This window comes from Streptomyces sp. NPDC051963 (assembly GCF_044593495.1).
Classification (GTDB): Bacteria; Actinomycetota; Actinomycetes; order Streptomycetales; family Streptomycetaceae; genus Streptomyces.
This window is the reverse complement of sequence record NZ_JBIUCC010000005.1, coordinates 324,745-345,726: the sequence shown is the minus strand read 5'-3', so window position 1 is coordinate 345,726 and position 20,982 is coordinate 324,745. Positions and strand designations below refer to the sequence as shown.

Sequence of the window (20,982 nt, the reverse complement as noted above, 5' to 3'; positions counted from 1 at the left end):
ATCGGTGGGGGGAGGGTAGGCAGGTGCAGGACCGTTGCCGGAGGCGGCGCGCGGGAGACCACCGGCCACATTAACGACGCTCCGTTACAGGGGAGTTGACATGGGCTTGCCGGGCAGCGTCACTGCCCGGATATTGCCCTCGCGCTTCTCGTGGCACCTTCGGGCACGCTCCTACCGTGGTGGCGTGACGCCTTCTGCAGCCTCTTCCGGCCCCGGTGCGCCCGGCCTCGACATCCCGGCCGTGACGGTGGCGCCCGGTGACATCGCCACGACCACCCTGACCGTCCGCAACGACAGTGACATCGTCGAGGCGTACAACCTGGAAGTCGTCGGGGACTGCGCCCCCTGGACCACCGTGGAGCCCGCCCGGGTCTCTCTGTATCCCGGCACCTCCGAAACGGTGACGGTCCGTCTGTCGCCGCCGCGCTCCCCGGACATCCGGGCCGGTGAGATGCCCCTCGGTGTACGGGTCCTGCCGACCGAGCACCCCGAGTCGGTGCGGGTCCTCGAAACCACGGTGCACATCGAGGCGTTCCACGAGCTGCAGACCGAGCTGGCCCCGCGTCGGCGCCGCGGCTGGCTGCGCGGCCGCTACAAGCTGGCGGTGCGCAACCAGGGCAACACTCCGGTGCAGGTGGGCTTCACCCCCGGACAGGCGGGCGAGGAGCTGGGGTTCGCCTTCAACCCGGCCGAACCGAAGCTGGAGCCCGGCGAGTCGACCGAGGTCGGGCTGCGCGTCCGCACGGCCAAGCCGGTGTGGTTCGGCGCGCCGGTGGTGTGGCCGTTCACCGTGGACACCGCCGAGAAGGGCGACCGCGACGAGGAGGCCCGGCGTGACGAGCCCGCCGTCCGGCCGCCCCTGGACGCGGAGTTCGTCCAGATCCCGATCTTCCCCAAGTGGCTGCTGATTCTGCTCGCGGCACTGCTCGCGCTGCTGATCGCGTGGTTCGCACTGGTGCGTCCGGTGGTGAAGAGCGCCGCCAAGGAGGCGGCCGAGGAAGCGGTCCAGCCGCGTCCCACGCCCGCCGGGGAGCAGACCCCGGGCGGCGGTACGGGCGCCGGTTCGAGCGGCCAACCCGGCGGTGGCGGCCAGGAGTCGGGCGCACCGGCCGGATCGGACGGCGGGGGCACGTCGACGGGCGGTGGCACCGCGGCCGGCGGCGGCCAGCAGTCGCAGACCATCGATGTGCAGACGTCCGCCGGGGAGACGAAGACCGGTACCTACAAGGTGCCCAAGGACAGTGTGTTCGGGGTCACGGACATCGTCGTCGCCAACTTCCAGGGCGACGAGGGTGTGTTGACGATCTCGTTCGGGGACCGCAAGATCACCACCATCGCGCTGGAGACCTTCCGGAACCAGGACTACCACTGGGTGACCCCCATCGAGATCGCTGAGAACGACACCGTGACCATCAACGTGACCTGCGCAAAGCCTGGGACACCGGCCACGGGTCGTCAGGCGCAGGGGTGCCACGAGGTCCTGAACGTGAGCGGTGTGCTCAGCCGTACCACGCAATGAACCGGTCCTTCCGATTCTGGGACATTGTCGATCGATATTGACGCTATCTGTAAAGCGTCAGATCTTGTTCGGCCGGAAATCGATAACCAGGGTCTGAAAACGGCACCTTCCCCCCATACGAACCCCCAGGTCATGCACCTGGGGGTTGTTCGTTCGCCCAGTGGAGTTCACACGCCCTTGACGACGGTGTGCTGCCGCTCGGTCCCGCGCAGCCGGCGGACCGTGGCGGCGGCGGTGGCATCGTCGACCCCGGCGGCGATCAGCGCGGCGGTGGCGGCACTCGTCCCGTCGTCGCTCCAGATCCCGGAGTTGACGGTGGCGAGGAGTGCCAGCAGGTGGGCCTCGATGGCGGCGCTCAGCGGGCCGGGCGGTACGACGGTGTGGAACACGCCCTGGCGCTGTCCCTCGGCGAGGATGGCGAGGGCCGTCTCCCGGGCCGGGGCGAGGAGTTCGCCCACCTGGTCGGCGCAGAGGTCCTGGGGGACGAGACCGATCAGCGTGCGGTAGCAGTCGCCGACCGGCCAGAGGGTGAGGACGAAGCGGGCCAGGGCGCTCACGGGACCGGAGTCCGGCCTGCCCAGGACGGCGGTCGCGAGGCGAATCGCCTCCGCGGCGTCCTCGGCGATCCCCTCCACCAGCGCCGCCCGGCCGGCGAAGTGCGTATAGACGGTGCGCCGCGCCACGCCCGCGGCCTCGGCGATGTCACCGAGGCTGCTGTCAGGGTTGCGGGCCAGCTCCCGCAGGGCCGCGTCGAGGATGCGGGCACGGGTGGCACGTGTCGCACGCCGCCGTCGTACGGGGGGCGGGGAGGTCGGGCTGCTCACGTCGGCACCTCATCGCGGAGGAAACGGAGGGAGAGGCATCACCGCGATATTTGCACATAGACGAGCAAGAAACTACCGGATACGGCGGCTCAGTCGTCGTCCGCGGGCTCCTCGACCACGACCAGCGTCGCCGCGACCGCCTCGACCACGGCCTGCGCCCGCTCCTCGGACACACCGGCCGCGATGAGCGTGACGGTGGCGGCCCTGGACCCGTCGTCCTCCAGCGCACCGGTGTTGACCGACTCCAGCAACGCGACCGTCATCGCCTCCAGCCCGGCACTGAGCACGGCGGCCGGCAGCTGCGCATGGAAGACACCGTCCCGCTGCCCGCGCTCCAGGATCGCCGTGACCCGCTCACGGGCCGGCGCCAGAACCTCGGCCACGCGCTCGGCGCCCAGGTCGCGCTGGGTCAGCGAAAGGAGCAGTCGGTACCGGTCACCCACGGGCCACAGCGAGTACACGAGCCGGGCGAGCGCCTCCTCGGGGCTGTCCTGCTCTGCTTCCTTCTCCGCTTCCTGCTCCGCCTTCTGCCCGTCGAGTTCCGCACCCTCCGGCAACGCACGCCGCAGCGCTTCGGCGGCCTCCTCGGCGAGGGCCTCCAACAACGCCTCGCGCCCCGGGAAGTGGCCGAACAGAGTGCGCCGTACGACACCCGCGGCGCGCGCCAGCTCCTCCAACGTGATGTCAGGGTTCCGCCCGAGCTCCCGGCGGGCCGTGGCCAGGATGCGCGCCCGATTGGCCCGCGAATTGCGGCGCAACGGCTCGCGGACGACGGGCTTGGCCACGGAAACCTCAAGGGGTCAGGGCTGGACGAGGAGCACATCCATTCTAGGCCGACGGCACCATCCGACCGCCGCGCCCTCGGAGGGCACCACGGTCCCCTCGCCCCGCGAGATGACGGCCGATCGGCGAGGCAGCCGCCAGGTGTGCATGTGTTCCCAGGCCAAGGACTGCCACCACGCGCCCGCCCGGTCATCGCTGCGGGGTGCGGCAGAGAGTGAGGCGTCACCCGCAAGCCGCGGCACGGCGATCCCCTCACCCCGCGACACCCGCGGCCGACCGCTCGACCGCGGGTGTCGACCCGTCCCGTCCGACTACGACCGCTCAGCCAGACAGCCGCCACGTGTGCACGTGTTCCCAGGTCAGGGTCTGCCACCAGCGGCCCGTCCAGTCGTCGCTGCGGGTGCGGTAGAGGGTGACGGTGTCGCCGGGAAAGCTGGGCGAGTAGGGGACGGGGAGTGCGTCGACGTACTCCACGACCTCTTCGTAGAGGTCGGGGCGTACGTACATGTCGTGCGAGACCAGCGACAGATGCGGCAGGAAGCGGGCCGCGTCGAAACTGTGGTCCGCGGGGTTCGGGGCCGGGGTCTCCAAGGGGACCACGGCCTCGTCGACGAGGGCGGCCAGTTCCGTGAACGCCGTGTTCGGCGTGGTGCCGTCGGCGAGGTGGGCGACGTCGTAGACCAGGCCGATGCCCTGCCGCCGTACTCCGGCGTTGTACACGGTGAAGGGGGTGGCCCCGGCCAGTCCCGCGGTCACCGCGGCGACGATCTCCGCCTCGGGGACCGGAATGTGGCGGCTGCCCACCAGGGTCGCGTGCGGCGGGAACGCGCCGGACGAGACGAACCCGTACTGGGCCCGCACCTGGGCCGTCACGGCGGTCACCGCGGCGCAGGTCACGGGGTCGGGGCGGAGGTAGACGCCGTAGCGGTACGGGTCCCCCTGGGCCCGGTCGAAACGTGCCGTCGCCCTGACCTCGATGTCGAGGTCGGTCAGCCCGGCCGGCTGGGTGGTCTCTGTCACTGTCCTGCCTGCTTCCGGTAGTCCTGGATCTTCTCCGTCGCCGCCTTCTCGGCCGCCTTCAGGGCGCTGTCCAGCGGGATCCTGCCGCTGAACGCCTTCTGCATCTGCGGCACGACCACGTCCCGCACGCCCTGCATGGCCCCGCTGAGACAGCCGGCGGTGGCGGTCGCCGCCGGGGTGTCGGCGAACTGCTCGGCGAGCACGGCGTACGACTTGTTCTGCGCGAGGAACGCCTGCCAGGTCGCCGAGTCGTCGACGTCCGTGTTGATCGGCGCGTACCCGGAGGCCCTGGCGAACCGCTCCTGCGCCTCGGCCGAGGCCAGGTAGCTGATCAGCTTCCAGCTCGCCACCTGCTCGGCCGCGCTGTGCCCGGCCTGGTCCACCCACATCGCGGCCCCGCCGATCGCGGCACCGGCGGAGGACTTCGGCCCCGACAGCGGATACGGCAGCGCGCTGTACCCCTTCATGCCCGCCTCGTTCAGGCCGCCGATGGAGCCGCTGGAGTTGAACATCATGGCGGTCTTGCCGGCCGCGAACGCGGTCAGCGCCGCGTTGCCGTCGAGCCCGGTGTCGAGGGCGACCCCGTCGGTGTAGAGCTTGGCCATGGTCCCGATCGCGCGGCGCTGCGCGTCGCCGGTCAGGGACAGCGCGGTGGCACCGTCGCCCTCGCGGCCGTTGTCGGGTGTGCAGTACGGCGCCCCGGCCGCCGCCGTGAGCTGCTCGAACCACCAGGCGTCGAAGGGCTGGTCGATGCCCTTGACGGAGGGGACCGCGGCATGGATCCGGCGCGCGGCGGCGGCGACTCCGCTCAGCGTGCCGAGCGTCGACCGGTCCACGCCCGCCTTCGCCAGCAGCTTGTCGTTGACGTACAGCAGCGGCATCGACGTGTTGATCGGCACGGCGAGCAGCTTCCCGTCGGCCGTGTAGTAACTGCGGGCCGCCGGGCGGAGCTTGTCGAGGTCGAGGTCCTTCGGATTGGCGGCCGCCATGGCCTCGGCGGAGACGGTCTGCTTGGCGTCGCGCAGATAGCCGGTGGTGATGTCGTTGGTGAGCATGACGGACGGCGTACCGCCGTTGCGCACGGCCGAGGTGTACTTGGCGATGGCGTCGGCGTAGCTGCCCTGGAAGGAGGCCTTGACGGCGATCTTCCCGCTGTTGGCCGCGTTGAACGCGTCGATCTCCTTCTCCAGGGCCTCACCGGCGGGACCACCGAGCCCGTGCCAGAGCGTGACGGTCACCTCCCCCTTGGCCGATGCGAGGGCCGAGGGCCCGGGAGCGGCACCGGAGGCCGTCCCGGTCCCGGAACCTCCGCAGGCGGTGAGGGTGAGAGCGGTGACGGTCAGCAGACAGGCGGTCGTGAGGTGCGGACGTCTGGGCGGTGAGGACATGGGGACTGTTTCCTTTCCGGGGAGGTGAAGCGCCCCTCAACGGGCGCGGGGAACCGCGCGATCAGCCACGGTGAATCCGCGGCCGGCCGCGCGACGAAGCGTTTACGCACTCACCCGAGCCGCCAGCCCTCGCACGAGGAACCGCTGCCCGAACAGCACCAGCAGCAGCGTCGGCAGCAGCACGACAAGGGTTCCGGCGTAGATCACGGCCGGCGATGTCGCCTGATCGACGACGAGTTGGGCCAGCCCCACCTGCACAGTCCGCCGAGATGGCGAATCGGTGATGAGCAGCGGCCAGAAGTACCCGTTCCACGCGGACAGCGCGCACCACATCCCCGCCGTGATCACCTGCGGCCGGGCCATGGGCAGGACGACGTGGAGCAGCGTCCGCATCTCCCCGCACCCGTCGAGGCGGGCCGCCTCCCACACCTCCCGGGGCAGGGCGAGGAACGCCTGCCGGAGCAGGAAGACCGCGTACCCGGCGGCCAGATACGGCACGACGATCCCGGCCAGCGTGTCCCGCAGCCCCATCCCGTTGACCGTCTCGAAGTTGGGGATGACGACGCTCTCCCCCGGGAACGCGAGCGTGGCCAGCACCAGCGCGAACACCAGTCCCCGCCCGCGCCAGCGCGGGAACACCAGCGCGTACGCGGCCAGCGCGGCCGTGACCAGTTGCGCCGCCGACTGGAGCACCGTGACGGCCACGCTGACGCCGTACTGGCGGCCGAGCGGCGCCGAGTCCAGCGCCGCACGCACGTTGTCCAGCGTCAGCCTGCCGGGCACCGGCACCAGCCGGCCCGCGACGACATCGGCCGGCGGCAGCAGCGCCGTGACGACGGTGACGTACACCGGGAAGGCGACCACCACGACGATCGCGCCGAGCCACAACCACCGCAGTACGGAAGCGGGTTTCACGCGGCCCACCTCCGCAGCGCCCGGAACTGGAGCGCGGTGATCGCGAGGACGAGGAGCAGCAGCACCACGGCGAGCGTGGAGGCCGTGCCGACCTGGGGCAGCGCCTCGCCGAACGCCCGTTTGTACAGCTCGTACACGAGCGTCGACGTGGACCCGGCCGGCCCGCCGCGGGTCAGCACCTGCACCTGGGTGAAGACCTGCAACCCGCTGATGGTCTGGGTGACCAGCAGGAACACCAGGCTCGGCCGGAGCATCGGGATGATCACCGACCGGGCCATCCGCAGCCCCGAGGCGCCGTCGAGGGCGGCCGCCTCGATCACCGACTCGTCGAGCTGGGTCAGCGCGGCCAGCAGGACGAGGAAGGCGAAGCCGAACTCGTACCAGGCGGTGGCGACCGAGATCGCGAGGACGGCCCAGCCCGGGGAGCGCAGCCACTCCGGGCCGTTGACTCCGAGGTGGGCCAGTACTTCGTTGAGGGTGCCGACGGCCGGGGCGAACAGACCGGCGAAGACGGCCGCAGACGCCGCCGCGGAGTAGGCGAACGGTATCGACAGCACCACCGACACCACGGCCCGTGGCTTGGCCGCCGCCCTGCGCAGCGGCAGCGCCGCGGCGAGCGCGCCGCCCACCGAGAGCACCACGCTGAGCCCGGCGATGACACCCGTGGCGAACAGGGCCCTGCGCAGGTCGGGGTTGGTGAACAGATCGAGGTAGTGGGCGGCGCCGACGAAGACGGTCGGATCGCCGAGGAGATCGGTGTCGTACAGGCTCAGGACGACACCGCGGACGACCGGCCAGTACGCGAAGACGAGCAGCAGTGCGACGCACGGCAGCACCATGAGGGGCCCTGCCAGTCGGCCGCGGAGGCGGCGGCCGATGCGAAGTGGAACGTTCCCAAGCATGTGTGGAACGTTCCCATTCCCGATGGGACGAAGGCAGCACCGGTTGGGTGAACTCTCGGCAAAATCCGGCCAGGTGGCGGATTCGCGGTGGGGCGGGGTGGGTGGAGGCCGGTCAGACGGCGGCCGGCGGTGCCGTCGTGCGGCCGGTCACCAGCGAACCCGGCAGCGCCCGGTGGTGGTCCGGCGGCCGCTCGCCGTCGAGCAGCTGCACCAGCGCGTCCACGGCCCCGCTGCCGATCAGGCCGATCGGCTGGCGCCAGGTCGTCAGCCCGATCAGTGAGGTCGTCAGCTCACCGATGCCGTCGTAGCCGGTGACGGAGATGTCTGCCGGCACGTCCACACCCCGCATCAGCAGTTGCTCCAGGATGGCGACGGCGATCCGGTCGCTCGGTGCCATCACCGCGGTGATCCCGGGACGCCGCAGCACCTCGGCCACCAGCGCGCCGGCCGGCTCCCCGGGTCGCTCGGCGATCTCCAGCACCCGCGCCCCGTGCTCCCGCAGCCGCCGCACCATGGCCGCCGAACGCGGCCCCAGCGTCACGGAACGGCTCGTCGGCACGGTCACGACCGCGACCTCACGGTGCCCGAGCGCCAGGAGGTGGTCGGCCACCGCGGCGCCGCCCTCGACCTCGTCGCAGTAGACGCTGGTGATGCTCGGATGGGTCTCCGGGCGCCCCGCCACCACGGTCGGCAACCGCGCGGCGAAGGGCACGATCCGCTCGCTCGGCAGCAGCCCGCTGCACACGATCAGCGCCTCGACCCGCAGCATCGCGAGGGTCTCCAGGGCCCGGTACTCGTCCGTCACGTCGAAGCCGCCCGCCCCGGTCGCGGTGACCACCCGATAGCCGTGGAAGGCGGCGCGCTCCTGCAACGCGGTGAGCAGATGGCCGTAGAAGGGGGTCGCGGCGTCCCGCACGAACGCCCCGAAGGTGTACGTCCGACGGGCCACCATCGCCCGCGCGGAGGCGTTGACGACGTAGCCGAGTTCCTGCGCGGCCGCCAGGACCCGCTTCCGGGTGGCCTCCCCGACGCTGCCGCGCCCGGAGACGACACGGGACACCACCGACTTGGACACCCCGGCCCGCTCGGCCACGTCGATGATCGTCGGGTTTCTCGGCCGGTCAGTCATCGAGCACGCCCTCCTGGGCGAGCACCGCCGCGGCCGCCTCGCCTCCGGTCCACACATGTGCGCGCCAGCCGTGCGCGCGGGCCGCCGCGACGTTCTGCGGCCGGTCGTCGAAGAACACCACCTGAGCAGGTGAGCGGCCCAGCCGTTCGTCGGCGGCCCGGTAGACCAGCGGGTCCGGTTTCATCAGGCCGACGTCCGACGAGAAGACCAGGGTCTCGAAGCGAGCGCTCCACGGCGCCCGGCGGACCGCCCGTGCCAGCGAGCCCGGAGCGTTGGAGAGGACCCCCAGCGGCGTTCCCCGCTCCGCCAGCCGCGCGAGCAGCGCCTCGGCCTCGGAGGCGAGGGTCGCCCAGCAGTCGCTGTCGATCCGGTCGAGGCGCTCGATCCAGGACCCGTCGAGCGTGCGCCCCAGCGCCTCGGCGACACCGCGCCAGTACGTGTCCGGGGACGCGCCCAGGTCGTAGGCGTCCCGGTGGGCCCAGTACGGGTCGGCCAGTTCGGACCGGGGTATGCCGAGGGCCTCGGCGAGGGCGCTCAGCGCCCGGCCCGAGGGCGCCAGGACGCCGCCGAGGTCCCAGACGACAACGGTCGGCGAGGCATTTTGGGAACGTTCCACAGGCCGGGATGATAGCGGCTTTCGCCGCTCGCGGGGGTGGACGACGGCCTCGCCACGGGCCGGCCCGGAAGGGCATTCCGCTTACCGGGGCGGCGGACGGCACCACAACTTTCCGGCCACCGTCAACTGCCGTCGCGTCAACGCAGTGTGTCCGAATCTTGTCGAGAGTGTCGAGAAAACGTTGTGACAGTCCGGGATTCCGTTTCTGTGGTGATCCGATTACGCCACCGTGAGGGGGGTGGTCTAGTGTGGCTGTCCTATTAACTGTCCAATCTTGCGCCCGAGTTGACGGCTACTTCGCGCTGCGCGCCGTATGTCCAGCTGGTTGATCGAGAGGACTCCGATGCCCGAATCCCCGACCTATGCAGTGCGTTCGGAGCCCGGCGGGGCGGCCGGCATGGGCTCGGCACGGAACAGGCATGCCAGGCCTCCGGCTCAGGACACGCCGAGTGATTCGGCCACACTGTCGCGAACGGTCCGACTGGCCGTCGTTCCCGCGGCCCTCATGGCGGTTCTCTCGGCCGCCCTGATCGTCTCCGTCCTGCTCCTCCAGGACGGCACCGCGGACGCGTCCACCTGGACCGTGCTCGGCGTCGGCGGCGTCCTCGGCTGCGGTGTGCTGGCCGGTGCCGTACGGGCCGGCCGCGCCCAGGCCCGGGACACCTCACGGCAGTACGCCCCGCTGCGCCGCGCCGTCGCCGACGGCCAGGCCGAACTCCAGGGCCTGATGCAGCAGTTGGAGCGGGGCGAGCAGCTGGAGCAGATCCCGTTCGCCCACTCCGCGCCGCCGGCCGACCCGATCGACCGGCTCGCCTACGAGATCAGGGTCGGGACCTGGCAGGCCCGGACCGTCCTGGCCCAGTCGGCCCAGCTCCCCCGGAGCTCCGCGCCGGACAGCGAGGAGCGGGTCGAGGTCTTCGTCAACCTCGCCCGGCGGCTCCAGTCGCTGGTGCACCGCGCGATCAACATGCTCGACCAGCTGGAGAACGAGGTCGAGGACCCGGAACTGCTCAAGGGCCTCTTCCACGTCGACCACCTGGCCACCCGTATCCGCCGCCACGCGGAGAACGTCGCCGTGCTCGGCGGCTCGGTCTCCCGCCGCCAGTGGACCCGCCCGGTGACCCTGACCGAGGTGCTGCGTTCCTCGATCGCCGAGGTCGAGCACTACTCCCGGGTCAAGCTGGTGCCGCCGATCGAGGGGACGCTGCGCGGCCACGCCGTCGCCGACGTCATCCACCTGCTGGCCGAACTCGTCGAGAACGCCACGATGTTCTCCGAACCCCACGCCCAAGTCCTGCTGCGCGCCCAGCGGGTGACCTCCGGGCTGGCCATCGAGGTCGAGGACCGCGGTCTGGGCATGGCCCTTCAGGAGCAGCAGCGGATCAACATGCTGCTCGCCGAGCCGGACCACATCGACCTCAGCAAGCTGCTCGCCGACGGCCGTATCGGTCTGTACGTGGTCTCGGCGCTGGCCCGCCGCCACGGCATCGCGGTCCGGCTCCAGAGCAACATCTACGGCGGTATCCAGGCGGTCCTGATCATCCCGCCCGGGCTGCTCGGCGAGGAGAGCGGCGACGCACCCGTCCAGGCGGGCGCCGAGATGCACAGACCGCCCCAGCCGGTCGCCGCCGCTCACCACCAGGCCGGTCAGGTGCCCCCGGCCGGGCGTCCGGTCCCGCCGGCGCAGCAGCCGATCGCCGGTGCGCAGCACGCCGGGCAGGCGCCCGCCGCCCGGCCCGTGATGGCGCCGCCGGCCCTGCGGCAGCCGCTGCCGCCGGCCCAGGCACAGGCCCAGGCCGCCCCACCTGCCGCACCCGCACCCGCACCCGGCCCCATGGCGCAGCAGCACGCGCCGTCGGCGTACGCCCAGGTGCAGCAGCATGCGCGGGCCACCGGAGCGCCGTCGCCGTACGACCGCGGCCCCGCGCTCGGCTCGGACTCCCAGGACGGGCGGCCGCCGCTGCCCCAGCGCCAGGCGCAGGAGCACCTGGTGCCGGAGCTCCGCAACGGTCCGGCCCCGCGCAGGGCCGACGACCACGAGGTGGAGCACGATCCCGGACTGATGGCCATGTTCCGACGCGGAGTCAACCTGGCCGCCAACGAACCCGACGAGTCGCGCCCCGACGGCTCCCGATGACCACAGGCTCCGTTTTCGCACAAGGAGAAGAACCCCCCGTGAGCGACATGTATGCCGGCCAGCAGAAGAACTTGGACTGGCTTCTGGCCGGCCTCGTCCAGAGGGTCCCCTACACCCGCAGCGCTTTGCTGCTGTCCTCCGACGGACTGGCGAAGGCCTTCGACGGGTTCGACACACCGACCGAAGCGGAACACCTGGCCGCCCTGGCGTCCGGTCTGCACTCCCTGGCGCGCAGCGCGGGCGTGCAGTTCGCCCAGGGAGCGGACGTACGGCAGGTGGTCGTGGAGTTGGACACCGCCCTGCTGTTCGTCTGCGCGGCGGGCTCGGGCGCCTGTCTGGCCGTGCTGGCCGAGCGGGACGCCGATGCGGCCGTCCTCGGCTACGAGATGGCCATGCTGGTCAAGAGCGTGCGCCCGTATCTCGCCACCCCGGCCAGACAGCAGGCGTCCGGCGCCTCGCCGGACACGGGGCGTTGAGGATGTCCGACGCCGAGGACGGATCGTGGCTCGATGACGAGGCCGGACGCTTAGTCCGGCCGTACACCGTCAGCAACGGCCGCACCCGCCCCTCGGCCCATTTCGACCTGCTCACGCTCGTCATCGCCACCGGGGTCCAACCCCAGACCTACCTCGGCCCCGACTACGACCAGGTCCTCGCCCTGTGCGACGCACCCGTGTCGGTCGCCGAGGTGGCCGCGCATCTGCGGCTGCCGGCCGTCATCACCAAAGTCCTGCTGTCCGACCTCGTGACGCACCAGGCGCTCGCCATGCGGTCGCCGCGTCCCGTCGAGGCAGCCTCCCCGACCGACCGAAACATCCTGGAGGCGGTGCTGCATGGCCTTCGAAAGCGGCTCTGACCCCTATAGCGGCTCTGACCCCTATGGCGGCTCCGATCCCTTTCCCACCGCCCTGAAGATCCTCATTGCGGGAGGCTTCGGGGTCGGCAAGACCACCTTCGTCGGAGCGGTCAGCGAGATCGAGCCGCTCTCCACGGAGGAACTGCTGACCCAGGTCAGCGCCCGCACGGACAGCCTGGTGGGCATCGAGGACAAGACGACCACCACCGTGGCGATGGACTTCGGCCGGCTGGCCCTGGACAAGGACCATGTGCTGTATCTGTTCGGTACGCCCGGGCAGGAACGGTTCTGGTTCATGTGGGACGAGCTGTCCAACGGGGCGCTGGGCGCGGTGGTCCTCGCGGACACCCGCAGGCTGGACCACTGCTTCGCCGCCGTCGACTTCTTCGAACGGCGCGGCATCGGCTTCATCGTGGCCGTCAACGAGTTCGACAACGGCTATCGCTACGAGTCCGAGGAGGTTCGCGCCGCCCTCGCCCTCAAGCCGGACATACCCGTCGTGATGTGCGACGCACGGCAGTGCAACTCCGCAACCCGCGTACTGATCGCACTCGTACAGCACCTGCTCGCCTCGAATCCCGGCACACCGCCCGCGGAACTCAACCCGTTGCGCTGAGCCACGCTCAGCGCGGCCGAATGGAGCCTGCATGTCAGCCCCGGTTCCCTACACTCCCCCGACTCCCTCGTCGACGTTTGACCCGACCAGCCACCTGCTCCTGACGCCCGAGGACCGGGACGCGCCCGCCCGCGTGGCCCGGCTGCGCGAGTTGGGCATCGGGGACACTCCGATCCCGGAGTTCGACGAGTTCGCGCGCAATCTGGCCCAGGTCACCGGCGCGCCCTTCTCGATGGTCAACTTCATCGACGAGAACCGCCAGTACTTCGCCGGGCTCTACGCCGCCGGCCGGCCCGGCGTCCAACTGGACACGGCGCCGCAGGAGGTCGGGCGCACGATGACGCGGGACCAGGGGTACTGCCCGCATGTCGTCGTGCGCAAGAAGGCGCTAGTGCTCGAGGACGTCTGCGACTATCCCCGGTTCGCCGGCAACCGTGTCGTCGACGAGATCGGCATCCGCTCCTACATGGGTGCGCCGCTGATCGACTGGAAGACCGGGATGGCACTGGGGACGATCTGTGTGGTCGACACGGACACCCATCCGTGGGGCCGGGAGGGGCTGGCGACCATCAAGTCGCTCGCCCAGGAGTTGGTAGAGCGGCTCCATGCGATGGAGGTCCGCAGGTAGGGCGGTTCTTCGGGGCGCTGCACCCGGCATGGATGTGGGAGCCGCGGGCACCTCGTTGTGTCCCGTGGCTCCCTTGTGTTCGGTTCAGCCTACGGCCGGCTGCAACTGGCCTTCCCTGGAGTGCGGTCCGACCGTGCGGACCAGGTCGGCGAGGCGCTCGGACCACTGGCCCTTCGAGGTGCCCAGGGCTACCTCGCCCAGGCGCAGCAGCTGGATGTCGGAGGTGCCGGCAGGGGCGTAGATGTGGTGGGCGTCGCGCAGATAGCGCTCCACAGGGCGGTCCGTGAACAGGCCTGCCGCGGCATGGATCTCCATCGCCTCGGTGGCCGACTCGACGGCTGACTCGTGGTTGAGGAACTTGGCGTTCATCAGCTCCGCGTCGCACGCCAGCCCTCGGTCGAGCAGGTGCACGGCGTGGTACGCGGCCAACCGGGCGGTCATCAGCCGGGACTTCATCCTGCCCAGCTTGAGCTTGATGCTGTTGAGTGCGCCGAGTGGTGCGCCGTACCGCTCGCGCTCGATGCACAGCGCGGTGGTCTCCTCCAGGACGGCCTGGTGGATACCGAGGGATACGGCGGTGAGGTTGGGGCGGCCGTAGAGGATGCTCGAGGAGTAGGCGACGGACAGGCCCTGGCCCTCCGCGCCGAGCCGGTTCGCCGCGGGTATCCGGAGGTTGTCGAAGATCAGCTTGCCGAAACTGAAGCCGTGCAGGCCCATGGCCGGCTGGTGTTCGGCGAGCGAGAAGCCGGGGCGGTCCGACTCGACGAGGAAGGCCGACAGTCCCTTGGTCCCCTCGCCGGTGCGGACGACCACTCCGTGCACATCGCCGACATGGCTGTTGCCGACGAAGACCTTGTGCCCGTTCAGGATGTAGTCGTCGCCGTCGCGGACGGCGGTGCTGCTCATCCCCAGAACATGGCCGCCCGACTCCAGTTCCGTGACCGCGATCGTCGGCAGACAGTCGCCGGCGGCGATACGCGGCAGCCAGGTGCGCTTCTGCAGTTCGTCGCCGAAGTGAATGATCTTGGCGACGCCCAGCTGGGAGGCCTGCACCATGGCTCCCATGGCGCCGCTGACGCGGGCGAGTTCCTCGATGATGATGGTCTTGGCCAGGTGCCCGGCGCCCATGCCGCCGTGCACCTTGTCGATGGTGACGCCGATCCAGCCCTGCCGGGCGATGAGCCGGGACAGCTCGTGTGCCACCGCACGCGAAGACTCCATCTCCGCTATCCGGGGCCGTACTTCGCGCTCGGCAAACTCGCGCACCGTTCGTCGCAGGTCCTCGTGCCACTCACTGGTGAAAAAGTAGCGTTCCACAAACCCTCCTGCACGCTGCCGCCGGATCCGAGCGGAACCGACGGTCATTCGTCGGGCAGTGGCTCCTCGCCCCAGGGCCGACCGCCCAAAAGAGTGTCTACTTATCGATCCATCCCAGCCAAGATCACCATGGAGGGTTGACCGAAAAACGGTACCTTGCATTCCGCGCCAACTGTGCGATACGGAACAGTACTTGATCCCGGCCAGGCATGTTACGGAGAGAAACCGTTCACTATTGAACAAGGTTCAACCGATACGGACATGCGCTCACCCATCAGGCAATTGCCAGACAGGTCGAAGGGGGAGCACATGGACAATCAGTCACTTCCTGTGTGGCTGATACGGGGCCCACATGTTGGATCGATACTCCGTTCGACAGCTGTAGATCAGCCACATCCACAGCAGCGATCAACCGTCACAACTGCAACTCCAGTCACTTGCGCCTCACTGGTTACGGAGGGAAGGAGGGAGCGAGGGTGCCCATGTACATGCCGTGCTTGGAACTTCGGGGCGTGGGGAGTCGTTGGCAGGAGGACGCCCGGGCATGGTTGTGGGCGACCGGACGACGTGAGCTCAAGCCGAGGTGGCACGCATGGCGATGTGGGATCGGATCAAGGACCAGGCCAAGGGTCTCCAGCAGCAGTCGCAGGGGATGCGCGGCTCCGGCGGACACGGGCGGCCGGGTGCGGGGTCCCGCGGGGGATCGAAGGCACAGCTGGTGGGCACGCTCAAGAACCAGCTCACCTCTCTCAAGACCGAGTTGAAGAGCGGCGCCTACCGGGACGCGAGCATGGCCATGTGCGCCCTGGTCGCCGCCGCCGACGGAAATGTCGACCCGGCCGAGCGACAGCACGTCGAGTCGCTGATCATGAGCAACGACGTCCTCCAGAACTTCCCGCCGGACCAGCTCCGGACGCGGTTCAACAAGCACGTCGACCAGATGGCGGTCAACTTCCAGCAGGGCAAGACGGAGGCCATGCAGGAGATCGCCAAGGCCGCGAAGAAGCCGACGGAGGCCAGGGCCGTCGTACAGACCGGCTTCGTCGTCGCGGGCGCGGACGGATACATCGCACCGGCCGAGGAACAGGTCCTGCGCGAGGCGTGCGCGGCACTCGGCCTGTCCCCCCAGGAGTTCGGCCTCTGAGCCCACCCCCGCGCCACCCCTATCGCCGCGGGCTCGCCTCCGACGTGGCGTCCCGGTTCGCCGACTCCCGTACGGAGCCCGGTGTGGCCACCGCGGTCCTGCTCGGGTCCCGGGGCACATCCGTGCCGGGCGCCTGGGTGGGAGGCAGGCTCTCGGGGATCGCCGACGGGACGGGAGTGGGTGACGCCGGCGGGGGCGAGGGTGTCGTACGACCGCTCGTGGGCGGCGGCGGTGCGAGGGGCGCCGTCGGGGACCCGTGCGTCTCGGACGACGTGAGGTGGACCGGCAGCGCGATGAGGACGGCGACCGCGCAGGTCAGGCCCGCCCCGGCCGCGGCGCGGAACAGCCGGCGGCGGGACGCGGTGCGGCGGATCGACTCGTAGCGCCCCGGCGGCGGGGCGAGATGCTCGGCGGCGGGGCGGAGGATCACCGCGAGGGGGTCGTCCGGTCCGAACTCCGGGTCCTCGTCAAGGCGTGTGGTCAAGGCTTCTCCTCAGATGGACGCGGAGCAGTTCGCGGGCCGCGTGCAGGTCGGCCTTGACGGTTCCTTCCTTGCGTCCGGTCAGCGCGGACACCTCCCGGATCGGCATGTCAGCGTAGTAGTGGAGAAGGATCGGCACGCGCAGCCGTTCCGGCAGGGACTGCACCAGCAGCCGTACGGACGGGTCCGCCTGTTCTTCGTGGGGACGGACCGCCGCTTCGTTGGTGACGCGGCGCACGGCCCTGCGCTCGCGTTCCAGCTTGCGCCAGTGGTCCCGGACGAGGTTGGCCGCCGTGACATAGAGGAACCCGCGGGGCTCCTCCACCTTCGTCCAGCGGGCCCACAGCCGGGCGAACGCCTCCGACGCGATCTCGTGCGCCGTCTCGTCGTCGTCCACGAGACGGCGGCACCAGCCGGCCAGCCGCGGGTACAGGGCCGCGAACAGCTCGGATGCTGCCTGGTCACGGGAGGGTTTCAACGCGCTCCATCGTCGTGGGGGGGGGTCGTAGGGAAGATGCCGGGCCGCCGGCGTACGTTCCGTCGGCCCGGTTCCTTCTCAGGTGCTCAGCGCGGCGAAGACGATCACGTTGTCGCGGTACTCGGTGCCGTCCTTGGGGCCGCCGCAGGTGATCAGCCGCAGCTCCGGGCGGTCCACGTCGCCGTAGACGTCGTTCGTCGGGAAGTCGGCCTTGGCGACGGTCCGTACGGCGGTCACGGCGAACTCCGCGTTCGTTCCGTTCCCCAGGCGCGCCTCGATCCGGTCGCCGCGGTTCAGCTCGTCGAGGTGCCGGAAGACTCCGTCGCCGTACTCGCCGACCGTGACATGGCCGAGGAGCACCGAGGGGCCGACCTCGCCCGGCACCGGGGAGTGCCCGTACCAGCCCGCCCGGTCGTCCGCGGTGATCGGCGGCACCTCCACCGTGCCGTCCGCGGCCAGCCCGAGCCGTATGACCGGGGTGTCGACGCCGATCACCGGGATCCGCAGCCGAACCGGAACCGAGCGGCCCGCCGCCTTCGCGGGGGCGGACGAGGACCGAGGCGCACTGCCGGCACCCTGGTCGGCCCCCTCGGCCCCCTTGGCCCCTTCGCTCGGCTCGGTCTCGCCTCCACCGCAGCCCGCGACCAGCGAGGCGGTCAGCACACCCGCCGCGGTCGCGAACGCGCGCCTGGAGAGCGGCGAGGTCATACCCCGGTCGCCCGCCGGCGCCGCACGACGAAGACCGCCGCGCCGCCCAGACCGATCGCCGCGGCGGTGCCGCCGCCGATCACCCCGGCCCCGGGCCCCGAGTCCTCCGCCGCCACCCCGGTGTCGGGCGCACCGCTGGGCACGACGGGGACCTGACCCGACGGCGCCCTGGTCGGCTCGGTGCCAGGATCCGAGGGAACGGGCGACGGAGCCTGGGTCGGCTCGGCGCTCTCCCTCGCGTCCCGGGTCGGTGCGGCACTCGGGGCCGCCGACCTGGGGGCCGGGGACGTCTCGTCGGCGAGCGCGGGCCCGGTGCCCGCCAGTACGGCGGTGCACGCAAGTGCCAGGACGCTGAGGACAGTTCGGCGCATGAAATTCGCTCTCTTTCGTCGGACCGCCCGTGTAACCGGCGGGCTGAGTGACGGATCGAGCGAAGAGACGAGGGAGCAGCGGACCGGGTTGTAAAGAGATGGCAAAGCCGCCGAAGGGGGCGACCGCCAGGCTCCGTAGCCCAAGAGACCAGCCGCCACGCGCCGCGACCCCCTCAGCCCCACGCCCCCGACAACCGCCGCCGGACGACCACACTGAGCGTGCGTACGCCATGCGCCGAACCCGGATCGATGCCGGTGAGTTCCCGCACCCGGCGCAGGCGGTAGTCCAGGGTGCGGGGGTGGATGTTGAGGGCGGCGGATGCTGTGCCGCGGTTCATGTCGTGGGTGTAGTAGGCGTCGAGGGTGATGACGAGGTCCGGGCCGGGGGTGAGGCGTCGGGCCACGGAGTGGAGCCAGGTGTCGATGAACGGCACGTCCGCGACGGCGAGTTCGACGAAGACGTCCGCCATGGTGTGCGGCCGCAGTCGGGGGGACGGCTTCCCCAGAGGGGCCGCCCTGCTGATCCGGCGGGCCCGTTCGAGGGCGTCGGGGAGTTCGGCGAGGGGTGCGGTGGCGGTGCCCGCGGCGCAGGGGCGGCCGAGGGCCTCGGCGAAGTCCCGGACGAGATCCGCCACGGGCGCGGGGGACGGTCGTAACTCCTCGTCCGGACACGGAGTCACGGCGATCAGCTCACCACCCCGCGTCCCGGCCGCCGGGCACCACACGACCGGCGCCCGGTGGGTCTTCACCAACGTCTCGATCTCGTCGTCGAGTTCGCGGTCACCGGCGGGGCGGTCCGGGACCCGGATCACCGTCACGGCGCAGAAGTCGGGGAGTTCCAGGTCGAGGGCGGGGGCGAGGTCCGTGGCCATGGGGTCGCCGGTCAGCAGCGACCTGGCCAGCAGGGCGACCTGTTCGACGTACGGCAGCCGGCGGCGCAGCACCGTCACGAACCCCTGACGGTAGGCGACGATGCCGCGGTCGCCCTGAGGGGCGAACCAGGTCATCACCTGCATGAGTTCCTCGACATCGCCACCGCGCCGGCTCTCGGTCGCCTCGTGGATGTCGCGCAGCATGAGCGCGGTGTGCAGCCGCAGCACCCGCTGCCGTGAATCCGAGGACATTCCGGCACCGGCCCGGACCTCGCCGATGCGCGCGATGTAGCCGAGGTCGTCGGCGGACAGCTCACTGTTGTCCGGGGACAGTTCGATCGTCCGGCGCCGGAGCCACACCGAGTACTCCATGGTCTCGGACCTGGCCCGCGGGTTCGCATCCAGAAAACGGAACTCCGGAATCTCACGTGCATACGTCTCGACCTCGCGGCGGGCGTTGGTCGACGCCTGCCGGGCCAGTTCGGCGAAAAGGCTCCCCATGGGCGGGAGCCTCTCATCGCAGGTGAGCGGCTCGACAGACGAAATCCGGACGCGGTTTATCACTTCGCGTGATTCGAAGAGCGTCGGTTCACCGGAGCATTTGTCACGGTGCGCAAAGTTCGCTGACCAGGCGGGCGTTGTGGGCCGATCCGGTTGTGGAGCTGCCGTGAAGGCGGCTAAATGGGAGCCGCCATCACTTCGAAATTCGCACTCGCAGAGATTCGCGTTGCGCCTGCGATTGCATTCGATGACATTCGTTGGCGTTCGATCAAACGGGAGGGAAACAGCGATGAATGCAGGAATCAGGAAGAGACTCGCGGCGGCGGCCGCGGTCCTGTCCATTTCAGCGGCGCTCCTGGTGAGCGCACCCGGCGCCGGCTCGGCCGCCCCCGCCGCCACCCCCAGTCTGCGGGCCTTCGGGATCACCGGTGACGGCACCCAGATGGCCACGTTCACCACCGACAGGCCGAACGTGAACGACTGGGTCAGGGACATCATCGGGCTCAGTGGCGACACGGCTCTGATCGGCATCGACTTCCGGGTGCAGAACGGGCTGATGTACGGCGTCGGCAACCAGGGCGGCATCTACACGATCAAGACCCCGCCGGCCACCACGGACGTCCAGATCACCAAGGTGTCCCAGCTCCAGTACACGCTGAACGGCACGAACTTCGGCGTCGACTTCAACCCGGCCGCCGACCGACTGCGCGTGATCAGCGACAACGGCCAGAACCTGCGGCACAACCTCAACGACCACACGACCATCCAGGACCTGAACCTCACCACCCCGCCGATCGAGGGCACGACCAAGGGCGTCTCCGCCGCCGCCTACACGAACAACGACCTCAACGGGGCCACCGCGACCACGCTGTTCGACATCAACACGACCAGCGACCAGGTCGTCATCCAGTCCCCGGCCAACAACGGCACGCTGTCAGCGACCGGCAGCCTCGGCATCGACGCGCAGATCAACGCGGGCATGGACATCTTCAGCACCCTGTCGGGCGGCAAGACGGTCAGCAACGCCGTCTTCGCCGCGCTCACCGTCCCCGGCGCCAACAGGCCCTCCCTCTACAGCATCAACATCTTCACCGGCGAGGCCACGCTCGTGTCCGACGCCGTCACGTCCAAGTTCCCCATCAACATCACGGACCTGGCCATCTCCCTCACGGGAAGCTGAGCGGGCTCCCAGGGCGGTCTGCCGGACACTCACCTGTCCGGCAGACCGCTCTGCGGTCCGGCGTCGGTCCGGATTCCTGGGTGTGTGATGACCATTTTCATCTCCCGAGCAAGAGGGACAAAAATCACGTGCTGCGCACGGCCGATCGCGTCGTGATACCGTCGAGCCAGTTGTAGTTGTGGTTCCCAAAACTTCAGCGCCGCCGCCGCTCCATCGCAGCGGCGGCGGCGCTTTGTCTTACCGGTTGTATTTCCGGCGGGGTAATCATCGCGACGACACGGAGTCCGCACAGTGCGGGCTCCGACGCACCACCCCTAAGGAGATATGACATGGCTGCTGGCACCGTGAAGTGGTTCAACGCGGAAAAGGGCTTCGGCTTCATCGCGCAGGACGGCGGCGGCCCCGACGTCTTCGCCCACTACTCGAACATCGCCACCCAGGGCTTCCGTGAGCTGCTGGAAGGCCAGAAGGTGACCTTCGACATCGCGCAGGGCCAGAAGGGCCCGACGGCCGAGAACATCGTTCCTGCCTGACGCCGACACCTGCTTCGCAGCTGGGGCCCGCACCTTGGGGTGCGGGCCCCAGCTCGCGTTCCGA

The 20,982-nt window shown here is 70.3% G+C and carries 23 protein-coding genes; 9 read left to right on the top strand and 14 right to left on the bottom strand.

From position 1 onward, the window contains the following. Positions 1-184: 184 nt before the first annotated feature. On the top strand, positions 185-1,519 hold the full coding sequence (locus tag ACIHFB_RS22315; RefSeq protein WP_365272175.1) for a hydrolytic protein: 1,335 nt from the start codon (positions 185-187) through the stop codon (positions 1,517-1,519). Positions 1,520-1,686: 167 nt separating this feature from the next. Here ACIHFB_RS22315 and ACIHFB_RS22310 read toward each other — a convergent pair whose 3' ends face one another. The 8 genes from ACIHFB_RS22310 to ACIHFB_RS22275 form a co-directional block, all read right to left on the bottom strand. After that, positions 1,687-2,343, bottom strand: a complete 657-nt coding sequence (locus ACIHFB_RS22310; protein WP_400127687.1) for a TetR/AcrR family transcriptional regulator — start codon at positions 2,341-2,343, stop codon at positions 1,687-1,689. A gap of 89 nt (positions 2,344-2,432) precedes the next feature. Beyond that, positions 2,433-3,128 (bottom strand): TetR family transcriptional regulator, encoded by a 696-nt coding sequence (locus tag ACIHFB_RS22305; RefSeq protein WP_365272169.1) that lies wholly within the window; start codon positions 3,126-3,128, stop codon positions 2,433-2,435. A gap of 319 nt (positions 3,129-3,447) precedes the next feature. Next, complete coding sequence (locus ACIHFB_RS22300; RefSeq protein ID WP_365272166.1) at positions 3,448-4,146, bottom strand: 2'-5' RNA ligase family protein; 699 nt, start codon at positions 4,144-4,146, stop codon at positions 3,448-3,450. Then, positions 4,143-5,534, bottom strand: coding sequence for an extracellular solute-binding protein (locus tag ACIHFB_RS22295; RefSeq protein WP_400127686.1), 1,392 nt, complete (start codon positions 5,532-5,534; stop codon positions 4,143-4,145). Before ACIHFB_RS22295 ends, ACIHFB_RS22300 begins: the two co-directional genes overlap by 4 nt. A gap of 102 nt (positions 5,535-5,636) precedes the next feature. Further along, a complete protein-coding gene (locus ACIHFB_RS22290) occupies positions 5,637-6,449 on the bottom strand; it encodes a carbohydrate ABC transporter permease (RefSeq protein WP_365272162.1) in 813 nt (270 codons plus the stop codon). Further along, the gene (locus ACIHFB_RS22285) at positions 6,446-7,351 is read right to left on the bottom strand and encodes a carbohydrate ABC transporter permease (protein WP_400127685.1); all 906 of its coding nucleotides are present in this window, start codon (positions 7,349-7,351) and stop codon (positions 6,446-6,448) included. Before ACIHFB_RS22285 ends, ACIHFB_RS22290 begins: the two co-directional genes overlap by 4 nt. A 112-nt stretch (positions 7,352-7,463) precedes the next feature. Further along, on the bottom strand, positions 7,464-8,480 hold the full coding sequence (locus ACIHFB_RS22280) for a LacI family DNA-binding transcriptional regulator (protein WP_365272156.1): 1,017 nt from the start codon (positions 8,478-8,480) through the stop codon (positions 7,464-7,466). Next, a complete protein-coding gene (locus ACIHFB_RS22275) occupies positions 8,473-9,096 on the bottom strand; it encodes an HAD family phosphatase (protein ID WP_365272153.1) in 624 nt (207 codons plus the stop codon). The genes ACIHFB_RS22280 and ACIHFB_RS22275 overlap by 8 nt, the downstream gene beginning before the upstream one ends. Positions 9,097-9,601: 505 nt before the next feature. Between ACIHFB_RS22275 and ACIHFB_RS22270 the strand changes: the two genes are divergently transcribed. The 5 genes from ACIHFB_RS22270 to ACIHFB_RS22250 are packed head-to-tail and all read left to right on the top strand — an operon-like array spanning position 9,602 to position 13,333. Continuing rightward, on the top strand, positions 9,602-11,233 hold the full coding sequence (locus tag ACIHFB_RS22270; protein WP_400127684.1) for an ATP-binding protein: 1,632 nt from the start codon (positions 9,602-9,604) through the stop codon (positions 11,231-11,233). Between the two features lie 47 nt (positions 11,234-11,280). Next, positions 11,281-11,709 (top strand): roadblock/LC7 domain-containing protein, encoded by a 429-nt coding sequence (locus ACIHFB_RS22265; RefSeq protein WP_365273389.1) that lies wholly within the window; start codon positions 11,281-11,283, stop codon positions 11,707-11,709. Between the two features lie 2 nt (positions 11,710-11,711). Then, entirely contained in the window at positions 11,712-12,089 is a 378-nt protein-coding gene (locus tag ACIHFB_RS22260; RefSeq protein WP_365272147.1) for a DUF742 domain-containing protein, read from the top strand. Further along, complete coding sequence (locus tag ACIHFB_RS22255; protein ID WP_365272144.1) at positions 12,067-12,705, top strand: ATP/GTP-binding protein; 639 nt, start codon at positions 12,067-12,069, stop codon at positions 12,703-12,705. The genes ACIHFB_RS22260 and ACIHFB_RS22255 overlap by 23 nt, the downstream gene beginning before the upstream one ends. A 31-nt stretch (positions 12,706-12,736) precedes the next feature. Continuing rightward, entirely contained in the window at positions 12,737-13,333 is a 597-nt protein-coding gene (locus ACIHFB_RS22250; protein WP_365272141.1) for a GAF domain-containing protein, read from the top strand. A gap of 84 nt (positions 13,334-13,417) precedes the next feature. On the opposite strand, the gene ACIHFB_RS22245 is transcribed toward ACIHFB_RS22250, so the two are convergent. Then, complete coding sequence (locus ACIHFB_RS22245) at positions 13,418-14,650, bottom strand: acyl-CoA dehydrogenase family protein (RefSeq protein ID WP_365272139.1); 1,233 nt, start codon at positions 14,648-14,650, stop codon at positions 13,418-13,420. 592 nt (positions 14,651-15,242) lie between these two features. On the opposite strand from ACIHFB_RS22245, the gene ACIHFB_RS22240 reads away from it, so the two are divergent. Further along, positions 15,243-15,794, top strand: a complete 552-nt coding sequence (locus tag ACIHFB_RS22240; RefSeq protein ID WP_365272136.1) for a TerB family tellurite resistance protein — start codon at positions 15,243-15,245, stop codon at positions 15,792-15,794. 19 nt (positions 15,795-15,813) lie between these two features. Here ACIHFB_RS22240 and ACIHFB_RS22235 read toward each other — a convergent pair whose 3' ends face one another. The 5 genes from ACIHFB_RS22235 to ACIHFB_RS22215 form a co-directional block, all read right to left on the bottom strand. Beyond that, positions 15,814-16,278 (bottom strand): hypothetical protein, encoded by a 465-nt coding sequence (locus ACIHFB_RS22235; RefSeq protein ID WP_400127683.1) that lies wholly within the window; start codon positions 16,276-16,278, stop codon positions 15,814-15,816. Continuing rightward, complete coding sequence (locus ACIHFB_RS22230) at positions 16,262-16,753, bottom strand: RNA polymerase sigma factor (protein ID WP_365272130.1); 492 nt, start codon at positions 16,751-16,753, stop codon at positions 16,262-16,264. The genes ACIHFB_RS22235 and ACIHFB_RS22230 overlap by 17 nt, the downstream gene beginning before the upstream one ends. A 78-nt stretch (positions 16,754-16,831) precedes the next feature. Then, positions 16,832-17,461: a class F sortase gene (locus ACIHFB_RS22225; protein WP_400127682.1), complete on the bottom strand. Its 630-nt coding sequence runs from the start codon at positions 17,459-17,461 to the stop codon at positions 16,832-16,834. After that, on the bottom strand, positions 17,458-17,832 hold the full coding sequence (locus ACIHFB_RS22220; protein WP_400127681.1) for a sortase-dependent protein: 375 nt from the start codon (positions 17,830-17,832) through the stop codon (positions 17,458-17,460). The genes ACIHFB_RS22225 and ACIHFB_RS22220 overlap by 4 nt, the downstream gene beginning before the upstream one ends. Before the next feature lie 173 nt (positions 17,833-18,005). After that, positions 18,006-19,205, bottom strand: a complete 1,200-nt coding sequence (locus tag ACIHFB_RS22215; RefSeq protein WP_400127680.1) for a PucR family transcriptional regulator — start codon at positions 19,203-19,205, stop codon at positions 18,006-18,008. A 289-nt stretch (positions 19,206-19,494) separates the two neighbouring features. Here ACIHFB_RS22215 and ACIHFB_RS22210 point away from each other — a divergent pair, with 289 nt between their 5' ends. Both ACIHFB_RS22210 and ACIHFB_RS22205 read left to right on the top strand, forming a co-directional pair. After that, on the top strand, positions 19,495-20,385 hold the full coding sequence (locus ACIHFB_RS22210) for a DUF4394 domain-containing protein (protein ID WP_400127679.1): 891 nt from the start codon (positions 19,495-19,497) through the stop codon (positions 20,383-20,385). A gap of 329 nt (positions 20,386-20,714) precedes the next feature. After that, on the top strand, positions 20,715-20,918 hold the full coding sequence (locus ACIHFB_RS22205) for a cold-shock protein (RefSeq protein WP_365272116.1): 204 nt from the start codon (positions 20,715-20,717) through the stop codon (positions 20,916-20,918). Positions 20,919-20,982 lie beyond the last annotated feature (64 nt).